Source organism: Leptolyngbya boryana PCC 6306 (genome assembly GCF_000353285.1).
GTDB lineage: Bacteria > Cyanobacteriota > Cyanobacteriia > Leptolyngbyales > Leptolyngbyaceae > Leptolyngbya > Leptolyngbya boryana.
In genome coordinates this window covers 3565539-3579303 of record NZ_KB731324.1, presented here as the reverse complement: position 1 = coordinate 3579303, position 13765 = coordinate 3565539, and the positions used below count along the sequence as shown (strand labels likewise).

Genomic DNA, 13765 nt, shown 5'->3' with positions numbered 1-13765 from the left:
TTAGTTGGCTTTTTGTTGGAATAGGTATCTAGAAATGCAGACAAAACTCCAGAATTGGCTTGTATGTTTATTGGTCATCACAATGTTTGCCTTAGTTGGGTGTAATTCTCAACCGGAAACTTCTGCCGCTCCAACCGGATCGCCTACTCCAAGCCCTTCTACACCAGCAACAAGTTCGCCAACGGCAACGACACTGCCTCGCTTAGAAGGAAAAGCAACCGTGGTGATGACGGTGAAAGGTGCGCCCATCACAATGGAATTAGATGGAACCAGTGCACCGATTACAGCCGGAAACTTTGTCGATTTGGTAAACCGCAAGGTTTATGACGGATTGGTGTTTCATCGTGTAGTGCGGGAACCTCAACCGTTTGTAGTGCAGGGTGGCGATCCTCAAAGTAAGAATCCGAATGTACCGCTCGATCGCTTGGGAACAGGTGGATTTATTGATCCAGCAACTCAGCAACCGCGAGACATTCCATTGGAAATTACGCCCCGAGATGCAAAAGAGCCGATTTATAGCCGTACATTTAGAGAAGCTGGGGTGAATGTTCCACCGAAACTTAGACATACTCGTGGAGCAGTCGCGATGGCGCGATCGCAGTCTCCGGATTCGGCTTCATCACAGTTCTATGTCGCGTTGGCAGATTTGCAATTCCTAGATGGCGATTATGCCGTGTTTGGATATGTGACCCAGGGAATGGAGACGGTGGATAAGATTCAACAGGGCGATCGTATTGAATCTGCGAAGGTCACTCAGGGATTAGAAAATTTAAAGGGAGGTTCGGCGAGTCCAGCGGCGAGTCCAAGCGCAAGTCCTTCTCCAAGTCCGACGACTTCACCCTAGTGAGAAAATGAAGAGTTGGGGGTGGTTTCTTCATTCCCCAACTTCGTTTTTCACGTTTAACCTTGCGAACTACTCAATGGATGTCGTTGTTACTGGGATTGGTTTAGTCTCAGCGTTGGGAAATCTAATGTCGAGTTGGAAAGGGTTGGTAGAAATGCGATCAGGCATTCAGTTCTACCAGCCTTTTTCGTGTGTGGAGCCGAAACCCATCGCATTGATTGAACAACAGCCGAGTGAGATTTTAACGTTGACGCGACAGGTTGTAGCAGATGCGATCGAGGATGCAGGATTAGAATCACCTTTGTTTGACTGTGGGATTGTGCTGGGGTCAAGTCGTGGCAACCAGATGCAGTGGGAAAAGTTAGCGGCAGGGCAAGGGGAGATGTCAAACTGGTTGAATACGTTGCCCAATGTGGCGGCGATCGCGACGGCTCAGATGGTCGGCTCTCAAGGGATTGTGTTGGCTCCGATGGCCGCCTGTGCGACTGGACTTTGGGCGATCGCGCGCGCGGCGGAATTGATTCGCAGTAGACAGTGCGATCGTGTCATTTGTGGAGCGATCGAAGCACCCATTACTCCTCTGACCCTGATTGGATTTGAACGGATGGGAGCCTTAGCGAGAGAGGGAGCGTTTCCGTTCGATGTAGATCGACAAGGCTTAGTATTAGGAGAAGGCGGGGCAGTTTTGATTTTGGAGTCGGCGGAGTTAGCCGCTCAAAGAAATGCCAAAATCTATGGACGAGTTTTGGGGGCTGGACTGACGGCGGATGGGTATCATGTCAGCGCGCCGGAGCCTGAGAGTCGAGCCGCGATCGCTGCGGTTCAACACTGTTTGGAGCGGAGTCAGCTTCGACCCCAAGAGATTGACTACATTCACGCTCATGGAACGTCTACCCAATTGAACGATCGCAATGAAGCCCAGTTAATTCAGCGCTGTTTTTCCGATTCGGTTTGGGTCAGTTCGACGAAGGGAGCGACCGGACATACTTTGGGTGGATCGGGTGCTTTGGGAGCGGCGTTTTGTTTGATGGCTTTGCAAGAGCAAATTGTGCCACCGAATGTAGGTTTGCGAGAATTGGAGTTTGAGTTAGCGATCGCGCGATCGGCTCAGACCGCAAAATTAGAAAATGTTCTGTGCTTTAGTTTTGGCTTCGGGGGACAGAATGCGATCGTTGCTTTTTCGCGGTGAAAATTGCTATGGATGATATCCCTCTCTCTCCCGCAGTTTATATTGTCGGTGCAGGACCAGGCGATCCCGATTTACTGACGGTAAAAGCGCAAAAACTTTTAGCTCAGGCAGATACGATCGTATTCGCTGATTCCTTGGTTCCCCCTCAAATTCTTGAGGGGATTCGGGCTGATGCTGAGGTGATTCCGACAGCAGATAAGACTTTAGAAGAGATTTTGCCGATTCTGATTGATCGAGTGCGATCGCACAAATCGGTGATCCGGCTTCATTCCGGCGATCCTTGTCTTTACAGTGCTATCCAAGAACAAATGCAGGCACTATTTGATGCGGATATTCCTTTTGAAGTCATTCCAGGCATTAGTGTTTATCAGTTAGCGGCTGCGCGGTTGCGAGTTGAATTTACCGTTCCAGGCTTAGTGCAGTCGATCATTCTGACTCGCATTAGCGGACGGACTCAGGTGCCAGAATCCGAAGAACTGTCGTCATTGGCAGCCCATCGCTCAACGCTTTGTCTCTATCTCAGTGCGCGCCATGTTGAAACTGCTCAGCACAAACTTCTGCAACACTATTCAGCCGAAACGCTGGTTGCAATTTGTTTTCGCTTAGGTTGGGAAGATGAAAAAATTCGAGTCGTTCCTCTTGCTCAAATGGCAGAAGTGACCCAACAGGAAAATCTAATTCGGACAACCCTTTATGTGATTAGTCCTGCCTTGAGTGCTGCAACTGTTCCTTATGGGTCTGAAGGCGTGAATTTAAACGCGCGATCGCGACTTTATGATCCACAACACGATCGCTTGTTTAAAGATCATCCAACTTCCGAATAATGTCTTGATTGATAGAGTTCACCTAGCACTGCATTAAGGATAAAAGCTGTACTTCGGCAATCCTAGAGTTTCATCCCATCCCATCATGATGTTGAGACATTGAATTGCCTGCCCTGCCTGTCCCTTCATTAAATTGTCGATCGCGGACATGACAATCACTCTGCCCGTTCGTTGATCGACTTCAATGCCGATATAGCAAAGATTTGTTCCACATGCCCATTTGGTCTGCGGATAGGTTCCACTGGGCAACAACTTCACCCAAGGTGACGATCGATAAAATGCCCCATAAATTGTCAGCAAATCATCCCGCACCAATCCTGGATCGCGCAACGTTGCATAAACTGTGGATAAAATCCCGCGCACCATTGGGATTAAATGCGGTGTGAACTGAACAAGCACATCATGCCCGGTCAGATCGCTACAAATCTGCTCAATCTCTGGGGTATGACGATGCCGCGCCACACCGTAAGCCCCAAGCGAATTATCCGCCTCGGCGAGTAGGAAGCCAGTCTTGGGAACTCGCCCGCCGCCAGAAGTCCCAGACTTCGCATCAATAATTGCAGTTCCTGGATCAACCAATCCCTGCTTTAGCAAAGGAGACAACGCCAACAAACTTGCGGTCGGATAACATCCTGGGCACCCGACTAAATTCGCTCCAGCAATGCGATCGCGATACAACTCCGGCAAGCCATAGACTGCCGTTTCAGCGACGGCATCATCGGTACGATCGCCGCCATACCACTGCTTGTAAACTGACAAATCCGAAAAACGATAGTCGGCTGACAGATCCAAAACCTTACAGCCGCGCTCTAGCAACGTTGGAGCCATCTTCAGTGCCAAACCATTTGGCAAAGAAAGAAAAACGACATCGCAACGTTCAGCAATTTTATCGAGATCAATTGCTTCGATCGGCTGTTGTACTGCGTAAAAAAGATGAGGATACTGAGCAGAGAAATCCTGTCCCGCAGTACTATCGCCGCCCAAATAAGCCAACTCCAGGCGCGGATGATCCAGCAACAGGCGAACGAGTTGAACTCCTCCGTAACCTGATGCGCCTATAATCCCGACGGAGATCCGTTCTGAATCACCCATAGCCTTCGACCTTCTGTGAATCACCTTAATGTTTGCTGCATTGTAATGCCGATCGTGAAATTCTCAAAGCCGATCTCGACAGATTTCAGCCGTTACACTTGCATTTTTAATCTATGGTCACACTTCAATCAAAACTGCTTCGCTCGATACGACTTCAGGGAATTGACGAATGTGAATACTCACTGGTTTTCTCATAAATCTTACGGATCTGTACAATATCCTACGTATTGATTTTTAGAAGTGTAGCGTGCGATGCTTGCCTCCTGCCCATCCCTCTGCGTAAAAAGAATTACAATTAGACGATGAGTTCCGTAGTCAAAAGAATTACAATCAAAGATAAGTCCGCTTCAAGAAACTTTACGGTGTGGTCGCCTTGAACTTCTCTGTTAAATCGTCTCAACCAACCTATACCCAACCGTTTACCTTCGATTCGATCGATGATGCCCTCGCCGACTTGAAAATCGGAAAAGCGATCGTTGTTGTCGATGATGAGAACCGGGAGAACGAGGGGGATGTCATCTGCGCCGCGCAGTTTGCCACGGCTGACATGATTAATTTCATGGCAGTTTATGCTAGAGGTCTGATCTGTCTCGCTATGACGGGAGAACGGCTCGATGAGCTAGATATCCCTTTAATGGTTCGAGAAAATACGGATACGAATCAGACGGCTTTCACTGTCAGTATTGATGCGTCTCCTCGGATCGGCGTCACGACCGGGATTTCCGCCGACGATCGCGCTAAAACAATCCAGGCTGTTCTTGATCCCGACACGCGTCCGACTGATTTACGTCGTCCTGGACACATCTTCCCGATCCGCGCACGCAGCGGCGGTGTTCTGAAACGTGCAGGACATACTGAGGCAGCGGTCGATTTATCTCTCTTGGCAGGTTTATATCCGGCGGGTGTGATCTGTGAAATTCAAAACCCAGATGGGTCGATGGCAAGGTTGCCACAGCTCATCGACTACGCCCGTGAGCATGATTTAAAAATTATCAGCATCGCCGATCTGATCAGCTATCGGTTAAAGCATGAACGATTTGTACATCGAGAAACGGTTGCTGATTTACCTTCCCAATTTGGGCACTTTAAGATTTATGGCTATCGGAATCTGCTCGACAATACAGAGCATGTGGCGATCGTCAAAGGTGATCCCGCCGAGTTTTCAAACCAGCCTGTGATGGTGCGCGTCCATTCAGAATGTTTGACCGGCGATTCTTTAGGGTCATTGCGCTGCGATTGCCGAGTGCAACTGGAAGCTGCATTGAAGATGATTGAGCATAACGGTTCCGGTGTCGTCGTGTATTTGAGACAAGAAGGGCGAGGGATTGGCTTAGTGAATAAGCTGAAAGCCTACTCGCTGCAAGACATGGGACTCGATACTGTTGAAGCCAATGAAAAGCTAGGATTTCCAGCAGATTTGCGGGATTACGGAGTGGGCGCTCAGATCTTGAATGATCTGGGGGTAAAACAGATTCGTCTAGTCACCAATAATCCGCGCAAGATTGCAGGACTTAAAGGCTATGGATTGGAAATGATCGATCGCGTTCCTTTATTAACAGAAGCGACGACTTACAATTCTGGCTATTTGGCGACGAAAGCAGAAAAATTAGGGCATTTATTTCTTCGCACTTACTTAGCAACCATTTCGATCAATTTAAGAGATGATCTGAATTCTGTGACCGAGCGGTATGCGCTGCTTGAGAAATTACGGCATGTGGCGAAAGCTCGGGATTTGATGTTACAGGAAGAAACTCGACCGATGGCGCTCGCGCTGTTTGATCGATCGTCATTGATCATCAATTTAGGCTTTGAGCATGAAATCGCCGCTGATGCCGAGTGGTACAAGTCTGCGCAGCATCCGTTTACGATTGCTGTTGCCGATATGTTGGATCAAATTACGATGGGTCTGTCTCTAGAGAAGATGGAGTTCCTCGTTTCACCTGGAAGTGATCCATTAGTTGGACTCCAGATTCAACTTGATCGTCAAACCTTCCCGTTACATCGTCTGCCTTCTACGATCTGTGACTTGCTGACAACTCAAACGATTTACAGCTTCTTGAAGGTCTAAGTCCGGCTGTGCATCTATCCTGGTTTTGATTGAAGGAGTGCTGGACTGTCCAGAGTGACTGACATTTCTTCAAACTCAGGATTCTCCTGAAACACCACCAAATCAAACCAGAAGGTTGTGCCACAGCCGACTTCGCTGACGAGACGGACATGGCTCCGATGACGCTCAATAATATTTTTGACGATCGACAGTCCTAAGCCTGTTCCTTCTAAGGTATGGACTCGGTTTTCGACGCGGAAGAAGCGATCGAAGATTGCTTCTTGATCTGCGCCATCAATTCCAATGCCAGTGTCACCGATTTCAACTCTCACGAACTGCTGGACTTGATCTTCAGATGATCTTAAAGAGTAGGCGCGCAGGGCGACTTTTCCACCCGCCTCGGTGAATTTCAAAGCGTTGCCCACGAGATTCGCAAAGACTTGCAGCAACAGATCGTAATGCCCAAACACAGGCGGCAGATCGGGTTCAATATCTTTAATCAGTTCAATGCCTTTGTCTTTGGCGTTGAGTTGGTAAGTTCTGAGAATTTGTTCGATCGGTTGTACTAAGTCGATCGCTTCAAATTGATAAATCTTGCAGGATTCGAGGCGAGACAGATCTAAAACATCGTTAACCAGGCGAGTTAAGCGATCGGTTTCTCGATTTGCGGTTTCCAAAAATTCGAGCTTCTGAGTTTCGCTGAGTTCGTCGCCGTATTCGTAGAGCGTTTCAATAAACGACTTGATGTTGAATAATGGCGTTCTCAGTTCGTGCGAGACATTGCTGATAAATTGACTTTTTGCTTCATTCAGTTCAACTTCGCGGGTAATGTCTTGCACCGTCACCGCAATTCCTTTCACGTTGTCTCGGACTGGATCGACGACGGCATTTAAAAGAATTCTCAGCGTCCGGTTATTCGGCTCGATCGCGGTAATCCGAAATTCTGCTTCTTCTCGCAATTCGCCACGCGCCATTTGAAAGAGCGGGCGCGTCAGTTCGACTTGAACGGCAACCGGGAAGAAATACATGGCGTTTTCGCTTTCGATCGCTTTGTTCTCCCAGCCAAAGATTCTCCGTGCGGTGGGGTTGGCAAGAACAATCCGCATGTTGGCATCGAGCAGAACGGCTCCATCTGCGATCGTCGAAATCAAAGTCTCAAGCTTTGCTTTCTCGGCGGTCAATTCCTCAATGTTCTGTTCTTCATAGCGTTCTAAGCGTTCTGCCATGTCATTAAAGCTGGCAATCAGTTCGCTCAGTTCCACTCCTGCGCCCACAGGCAGTTCGACTCGTTGTTTGAAATTTCCTTTGGCGATGTTTCTCACGCCGATCACAAGTTCCCGAATCGGTTTGGTAATTTGCAGCGCGTTGAAGACTGCACCGAGAATGACCATCACCCAGATTGAGACGAAAACCGCGATCGTGACGTCTCGCGTTAAATGCGATGAGGTGACAACGGTTGGATTGGGATTGGTTCCGATCGCTAAAACGCCTAAGTATTTGTTCTCAAAAACCAAGGGCACAAACACATCGGTGACTTCACCATCCGGCGTAATGTGCTGACGCACCATGGGACGATTGGTGCGTTCATTAAAGTCTTCAGGCAGTTGAATTTTGCGCTGAATGGTTAGGGAATTTTGAACCTCGGAATCCGAGAAAGGAATGCCGAAGAAAATATTGCCATCGGCATCGGCATAGAGCATGTAGCGAATGCTAGAAGTGCTGCCATAAAACCGATGCGAGAATTGAGCCAGTTCGGTGCGATTTTCTTCATTCACCAATGGCGCAACGTTGGCGGCTAATAACAAGCCTAAATCACTGCCGAAGCGAGTGTCATTCATTCGGGCATCCAGTTGGATTGTATTAACTGCCCAGAACGTAAGACCGCTCATGACGATCGAAACGACTAAAGTTGCCGCCGCCATCAGTTTTGTCTGGAGGCTAAATCCTGACCACCAGCGTCGTAAAACGTCTCGAATCGGTGTGATAAAGGAGGACACGGGCAGATTCTAAAGAATGAAGAACGAAGGTTGAAACTTAATAGTTTGTTTCACGCCTTACTGTCTTTTAATCTTACTGTGTTTAGGGAATCTGAAACTTTTGCCTAAGTGATGCAGTGCCGCGAAATTTCGGAAGTGGAACGCGGTATAAAACGATAGCGATTCTGGTGGAGTTGTAAGTCCCAAAAAGAGTGGGGAGTAGGGAGTAAGTCTAGGTGACTCCCTACTCCCCACTGTCAAACTGCTCACAGGGATGTTGAAGGACTACCGCTTCACATACTTTTTCCTCGGACTCGGTGCGCGATGTCTCGGCGGAAGTACATCCCCTCGAATTGAATTTGATCGACGGCTCGATACGCCTGCTCGATCGACTGGTCAAAGGTGTCTGCGATCGCCGTTACACCAAACACGCGACCTCCATCTGTGACGATTTGTTGATTCTTCATTTGGGTTCCGGCATGGAAGACAGCTGCACCCGTTTCTTCTGCGGCTGTAATTCCGTTGATCGGCAAGCCTTTCGGATAATTGCCGGGATATCCTTCTGAAGCAATCACTACGCAAGTTGCTGCTCCTGATTTCCATTCGATCTCTGGAAAGTTTGCTAATTTCTGCTTGGCACAGGCATAGAGCAGTTTTTCCAGCGGCGTTTCTAGTAAAGGCAGAACGACTTGAGTTTCGGGGTCGCCAAATCGACAGTTAAATTCGATCACTTTCGGATCGCCTTCGGGTGTGATGATCAATCCAGCGTAGAGGATGCCTCGATAATCGATATTGCGATCGCGCAACGCTTGAATGGCTGGCTCCAGGATTTCTGTTTGAATGCGCTGTTTTAAGTCTGGAGTGACGATCGGGGCTGGAGCGTAAGCCCCCATGCCGCCTGTATTCTCGCCAGTATCGTTCTCGCCAATTCGCTTATGGTCTTGAGCGGGCAATAAGGGACGAATCGTTAGACCATCGGTGACTGCCAGAATCGAAACTTCTTCACCTTGCAGATATTCTTCGATCACGACTTGGCTACCTGCTGCGCCAAATTGTCCGGAGAAACAAGCAGTGACCGCAGTTTCAGCTTGTTCGAGCGTCATGGCAACGGTGACGCCTTTTCCGGCAGCTAAGCCATCGGCTTTGATCACGATCGGCGCTCCTTGAGAGCGGATATAGGCGATCGCAGATTCTGCGTCTGTGAAAACTTCTGCCCGCGCAGTGGGAATGCCTGCGGCTTTCATCAAGTCTTTTGCCCAGGCTTTACTCGACTCGATTTGTGCCCCCTCTCGGGTTGGTCCAAAGACGGTTAATTCCTGCGCTTTGAGATAATCTGTAATGCCGAGCGATAGCGGTAATTCTGGCCCGACAACGATCATTCCAATGTTGTTGACTAAGGCATATCGGGCAATACCTTCAAAGTCATCTACAGAAAGCGCTAAATTTCGGCAATTCTTCAGAGAAGCCGTCCCGCCATTTCCCGGAACACAGACCACCTGTTGCACTTGCGGGGACTGCAAGAACTTCCAAGCTAGGGCATGTTCTCGCCCACCATTGCCAACAACCAAAACTCTCACAGATTCCTCACCCAAACCAAATGGATAAATTCATCAAGAAATAGCGCGATCGATTTTCGCATCTAGTCCAGTACAAATCTTAAGCCTAACTGTAAAATCTTCAGTGCGCGGAAATTATGAATTTTCGTTTAATTCCAGCAAATCGCAAATTTTTGGCTGAAACTTTTCCAGAGTCTGGAATTCTATTAAGTAGATAGGGTGATCGCTTCTAGAGATAAATTTATGACAAGATTTGACTGGCGGGGCTTCAGTGGAATGGCAATTGCCGGAGTTGTTTCATTGACCTTAAGTGTGAATGCGGCTGAACCGCCCAAACAACCGGATAAATTTCCGCCGAATCCGCTGGAGTTGACGGCTCCTGATCCGCTGTTGCCTGGAGGGCTAAATCGCCCTTTGTCAGAGCCAGAACGCCAAACGTTACGCAAAGCATTAGATGAATTAAATACACAAGCGATCGCAAAACTACGGGCTGGAGATGTTCTAGGATCGTTTGAAATTTGGAACCGAGAATTAAGACTCAGACGGGCGCTGGGATTTTTAGAAGAAGTGCAGGCTTTGGGTCGAGTAGGAGACATCGCTTGGCGACAAAATCTAAATCCCCAAGTCCGAGTGATTACCAATCGTCTGTCCGCGATTCAAACCCAAGTTCAAAGACCGCTGCAAAATCAGCAGCAGGTCAGTCTGCCCGATCGCGCTCAGATTTTCCCTGCGTTGGGTATTGCTTATCAACAAGTGCGATCGCCGGGACTGGCGCTGGAAGTCTATCAGCAAATGTTGAGTGAAGCCCGAACGCGCAAAGACTCCGTGGCAGAAGTGAGCTTACTCAATACGATCGGACAATTGCATTTAAGCTGGTTTGATTATCCGCCTGCGATCGCGACGTATGAGGAGCTTTTGCAATTGGCGCGATCGCGCAATGATGCTCCTAACATTGTGACAAATTTAGCTCAGCTTGCTTACATTCACGAACAAGCTAAGCAATCTGCTCAAGCGGTGACGTATCAGCAGCAGTTGATTGAGATTTATCAAAAGAATCCGCAGCAAGCTTTGTTCGTTCCGGCTTTGAAGATCAGACAGGGAGATAATTTTGTTGCGAGCCAGCAATTAGATGCGGCAGAAAGGGTATATCAGGATGCATTTGAGCTTGCACAGCCTTTGGGACAGTTGGCATATGCGAGTGATGCGTTGAAAAAATTAGGGGTGCTTTATCGATCGAACAATCGATTAGAGGCAGCACTTCAGGTTTATAACTATTTAGCGGGTGTGCAGCAGCAGGCGTATGACACCTATGGAGTGATGGATGCGCTAGATCAGATTGGTCAGATTCAACTGCAACGGAATGCACCAGCGGAGGCTGCAAAGGCATTTCAGCAAGGGTTAGAAGTTGCAAAACAAATTAATTATCGAGTTGATTATTTCACTCAGCAGATCCAGAAGATTCAAGCAGCAAAATAAATCGTTTCTAAAGGAGCTGTGACAATTCGCGGACTCCGGACTTCTTCTGCGGTAGAAAAGAAACAGTGTTGTCTCTGAGTTGCCCCGATGAGTACAGACGCAAAGAAGGATTTTTTTGTCAGCTACAATCGCCATGACAAAGCTTGGGCTGAGTGGATTGCTTGGATCTTGGAAGAATCGGGATATACCGTCGTGATTCAAGCCTGGGATTTTCGTCCGGGTGGAAACTTTGTGCTGGATATGCAACGAGCGGCATCTGAGGCAGAACGAACGATCTCGGTTTTATCCGAAAATTATCTCAGTTCGCAATTTACCCAGCCTGAATGGGCATCAGCTTTTGCACAAGATCCGACTGGGGAGAAGCGATCGCTCATTCCCATCCGAATCGGGAACTGTTTGCTGAGTGGAATGTGGTCAACGATCGTCTATGTCGATTTAGTCGAAGTTGATGAGGTATCAGCGCGGGATTTAGTTTTACAAGCGGTGCAAGATGGACGAACTAAACCTGATCAACCGCCGCAATTCCCAGGGCAATCGGGGACGATCAGCGATCGAGCAAAGCCTACTTATCCCCCAAATCTGATTCAGAACTTGCCGTATGGAAGTATAAACTTTGTCGGACGAGAGGTGGAGCTTGAACAGATTCATCAGCAGTTGCAACAAAGTTCGACGGTGGCAATTTCAGCGATCGCGGGAATGGGCGGCATTGGCAAAACAGAATTAGCGCTGCAATATGCTCGGAAGCACTGTCGTGAAGGATCTTATCCGGGTGGATTGTGCTGGTTGAGGGCGCGTGAGGAAGTTGGAACTCAAATTATTAGCTTTGTACGATCGTGCTTAGATTTGACTCCGCCAGAGGATCTCGAATTAGTCGAAAAGGTGCGCTGGTGCTGGCGACGCTGGCGAGAGGGAGCAGCATTGCTAATTTTTGATGATGTGCAGAAGTATGAGGATATTGAATTGTTTCTGCCGCCACAGGAATCTAGGTTTAAAGTGCTGATGACTTCGCGATCGCGCTTCGGATCTCCGGTGCAACCATTACAGCTTGATGTGTTGTCGGAAGAGAAAGCGCTGGAATTATTGCGATCGTTGGTGGGAGATTCGCGGGTTGATGAGGAGTTAGCGCGCTCGAAAGAACTTTGTGAATGGTTGGGATATTTGCCGTTGGGCGTGGAATTAGTTGGGCGGCATTTGGCGAAGAAGAGAGATTTATCGATCGAGCTTTTGTGGCAACGGTTGCAAGAGAAACGATTGGAAGCGAGAGCGTTTCAGCAAGCGGAACCTGGAATGACGGCATCTTTGGGGGTTGCAGCGGCGTTTGAGTTGAGTTGGCACGCTTTGGATGAGATTGCACAGCAAGTTGCAGCCGTTTTGAGTCTGTTTGCTTTGGTTGAAATTCCGTGGAAGCTGGTAGAACAGTGTTTGCCGAAGTTTGATGCTGAGGAGTTGGAGGATATTCGCGATCAGATGCTTCTTGGTGCAAATCTGCTGAAGCGCGTGGATCAGGGGATGTACCAACTGCATCAATTGTTACGGGAGTTTTTTGTGGTGAAGCGGGAGCAACGGGCGGATGACTCCGACTTGCAGCAGCGGTTTTATCAGGTGGTGATTGCTGAGGCAAAAAGAGTCAGGGATGAGCCGGAGAAATCTCTAATTCGGGAATCCACGATGATGATTGCCCATTTGCAGGAAGCAATGGAGCGATTAGCTAGACCAGAGCAAGCATTGGATTTAGCAACTTGTCTAAATTGGTTAGCAGAACTTTATTACGCGCAAGGGCGCTACGAGGAGGCAGAACCGCTTTATGTGCGATCACTCTCAATCCATGAACAGCAGTTGGGAGCAGACCATCTCGATGTGGCAAATAGCTTCAACAATCTGGCATTACTCTACAAAGAGCAAGGACGCTACGAGGAGGCAGAACCGCTTTATGTGCGATCACTCTCGATTCGAGAACAGCAATTGGGCACTGACCATCTTGATGTAGCAACTAGCCTCAACAATCTGGCAGTACTCTACCGTTCCCAAGGACGCTACGAGGAGGCAGAACCGCTTTATGTGCGATCACTCTCGATTCGAGAACAGCAATTGGGCACTGACCATCTTGATGTAGCAACTAGCCTCAGCAATCTGGCAGTACTCTACCAATCGCAAGGATGCCACCACAAAGCAGAACCGCTCTTAGTGCGTGCTCTCCCGATTTGGGAACAGCAGTTAGGCACTGACCATCCCGATGTGGCAACTAGCCTCAACAATCTGGCATTTCTTTACCATTTGCAAGGGCGCTACGAAGAGGCAGAACCGCTCTTAGTGCGTGCTCTCTCGATTCGGGAACAGCAGTTAGGCACTGACCATCCCGATGTGGCAACTAGCCTCAACAATCTGGCAGTACTCTACCATTTGCAAGGACGCTACGAGGATGCAGAACCTCTGCTCCTGTACTCAGTCCGCATTCGGCAAGAACAACTTCCTGCCGACCATCCGTTATCAGCCAAGAATTTGAGTAATTTGGCATACCTCTACGATCTACAAGGACGCTCCGGAGAGGCAGAAGCTCTTTACCTGCAAGCTATCCCCATCCTGTCTGCCAAGCTAGAGGAAAGCCATCAATGGAGACAGGAAGCCTCGCAACGATTTCGATCGCTTCTTCAAAAAGCTCTCCAAGAGAACCGCACCGACGAACTCTCCGATGATCCAATGACACAATCTATCCTTCAAGAACTACGAAGCACATTGGATTGAGGAGCAATTGAATTTGAAA

Annotated in this window: 9 protein-coding genes; 6 read left to right on the top strand and 3 right to left on the bottom strand. The window is 48.5% G+C overall.

Annotation, left to right across the window (positions count from 1 at the left end):
• Nucleotides 1-82: 82 nt before the first annotated feature.
• The 3 genes from LEPBO_RS0117990 to cobM all read left to right on the top strand — a co-directional run bounded on the left by LEPBO_RS0117990 (nucleotide 83) and on the right by cobM (nucleotide 2857).
• Complete coding sequence (locus LEPBO_RS0117990) at nucleotides 83-844, top strand: peptidylprolyl isomerase (protein WP_017288958.1); 762 nt, start codon at nucleotides 83-85, stop codon at nucleotides 842-844.
• Nucleotides 845-920: 76 nt separating this feature from the next.
• Nucleotides 921-2033, top strand: coding sequence for a beta-ketoacyl-ACP synthase (locus LEPBO_RS0117985; RefSeq protein WP_017288957.1), 1113 nt, complete (start codon nucleotides 921-923; stop codon nucleotides 2031-2033).
• An 8-nt stretch (nucleotides 2034-2041) separates the two neighbouring features.
• Nucleotides 2042-2857, top strand: a complete 816-nt coding sequence (gene cobM, locus LEPBO_RS0117980) for a precorrin-4 C(11)-methyltransferase (RefSeq protein ID WP_017288956.1) — start codon at nucleotides 2042-2044, stop codon at nucleotides 2855-2857.
• A gap of 33 nt (nucleotides 2858-2890) precedes the next feature.
• On the opposite strand, the gene argC is transcribed toward cobM, so the two are convergent.
• On the bottom strand, nucleotides 2891-3949 hold the full coding sequence (gene argC, locus LEPBO_RS0117975; RefSeq protein ID WP_017288955.1) for an N-acetyl-gamma-glutamyl-phosphate reductase: 1059 nt from the start codon (nucleotides 3947-3949) through the stop codon (nucleotides 2891-2893).
• Between the two features lie 364 nt (nucleotides 3950-4313).
• Here argC and ribBA point away from each other — a divergent pair, with 364 nt between their 5' ends.
• Nucleotides 4314-6017: a bifunctional 3,4-dihydroxy-2-butanone-4-phosphate synthase/GTP cyclohydrolase II gene (ribBA, locus tag LEPBO_RS0117970; RefSeq protein ID WP_017288954.1), complete on the top strand. Its 1704-nt coding sequence runs from the start codon at nucleotides 4314-4316 to the stop codon at nucleotides 6015-6017.
• A gap of 14 nt (nucleotides 6018-6031) precedes the next feature.
• Here the strand turns inward: ribBA and nblS are convergent, their stop codons facing one another.
• Both nblS and purD read right to left on the bottom strand, forming a co-directional pair.
• The gene (gene nblS, locus LEPBO_RS37470; RefSeq protein WP_036044704.1) at nucleotides 6032-7993 is read right to left on the bottom strand and encodes a two-component system sensor histidine kinase NblS; all 1962 of its coding nucleotides are present in this window, start codon (nucleotides 7991-7993) and stop codon (nucleotides 6032-6034) included.
• Between the two features lie 272 nt (nucleotides 7994-8265).
• Nucleotides 8266-9549 carry a phosphoribosylamine--glycine ligase gene (gene purD, locus LEPBO_RS0117960; RefSeq protein ID WP_017288952.1) on the bottom strand — a complete coding sequence of 428 codons (1284 nt, stop codon included), beginning with the start codon at nucleotides 9547-9549 and terminating at the stop codon, nucleotides 8266-8268.
• 222 nt (nucleotides 9550-9771) lie between these two features.
• Here purD and LEPBO_RS0117955 point away from each other — a divergent pair, with 222 nt between their 5' ends.
• Nucleotides 9772-11004, top strand: coding sequence for a tetratricopeptide repeat protein (locus LEPBO_RS0117955; RefSeq protein WP_017288951.1), 1233 nt, complete (start codon nucleotides 9772-9774; stop codon nucleotides 11002-11004).
• 87 nt (nucleotides 11005-11091) lie between these two features.
• Nucleotides 11092-13746: a tetratricopeptide repeat protein gene (locus tag LEPBO_RS37465; RefSeq protein ID WP_017288950.1), complete on the top strand. Its 2655-nt coding sequence runs from the start codon at nucleotides 11092-11094 to the stop codon at nucleotides 13744-13746.
• Nucleotides 13747-13765 lie beyond the last annotated feature (19 nt).

Coding starts and splice junctions, on each gene's coding strand:
- LEPBO_RS0117955 (WP_017288951.1), top strand. CDS start 9,772: ATGACAAGATTTGACTGGCGGGGCTTCAGTGGAATGGCAATTGCCGGA.
- LEPBO_RS0117990 (WP_017288958.1), top strand. CDS start 83: ATGTTTGCCTTAGTTGGGTGTAATTCTCAACCGGAAACTTCTGCCGCT.
- LEPBO_RS37465 (WP_017288950.1), top strand. CDS start 11,092: ATGAGTACAGACGCAAAGAAGGATTTTTTTGTCAGCTACAATCGCCAT.
- LEPBO_RS0117985 (WP_017288957.1), top strand. CDS start 921: ATGGATGTCGTTGTTACTGGGATTGGTTTAGTCTCAGCGTTGGGAAAT.
- argC (WP_017288955.1), bottom strand. CDS start 3,949: ATGGGTGATTCAGAACGGATCTCCGTCGGGATTATAGGCGCATCAGGT.
- cobM (WP_017288956.1), top strand. CDS start 2,042: ATGGATGATATCCCTCTCTCTCCCGCAGTTTATATTGTCGGTGCAGGA.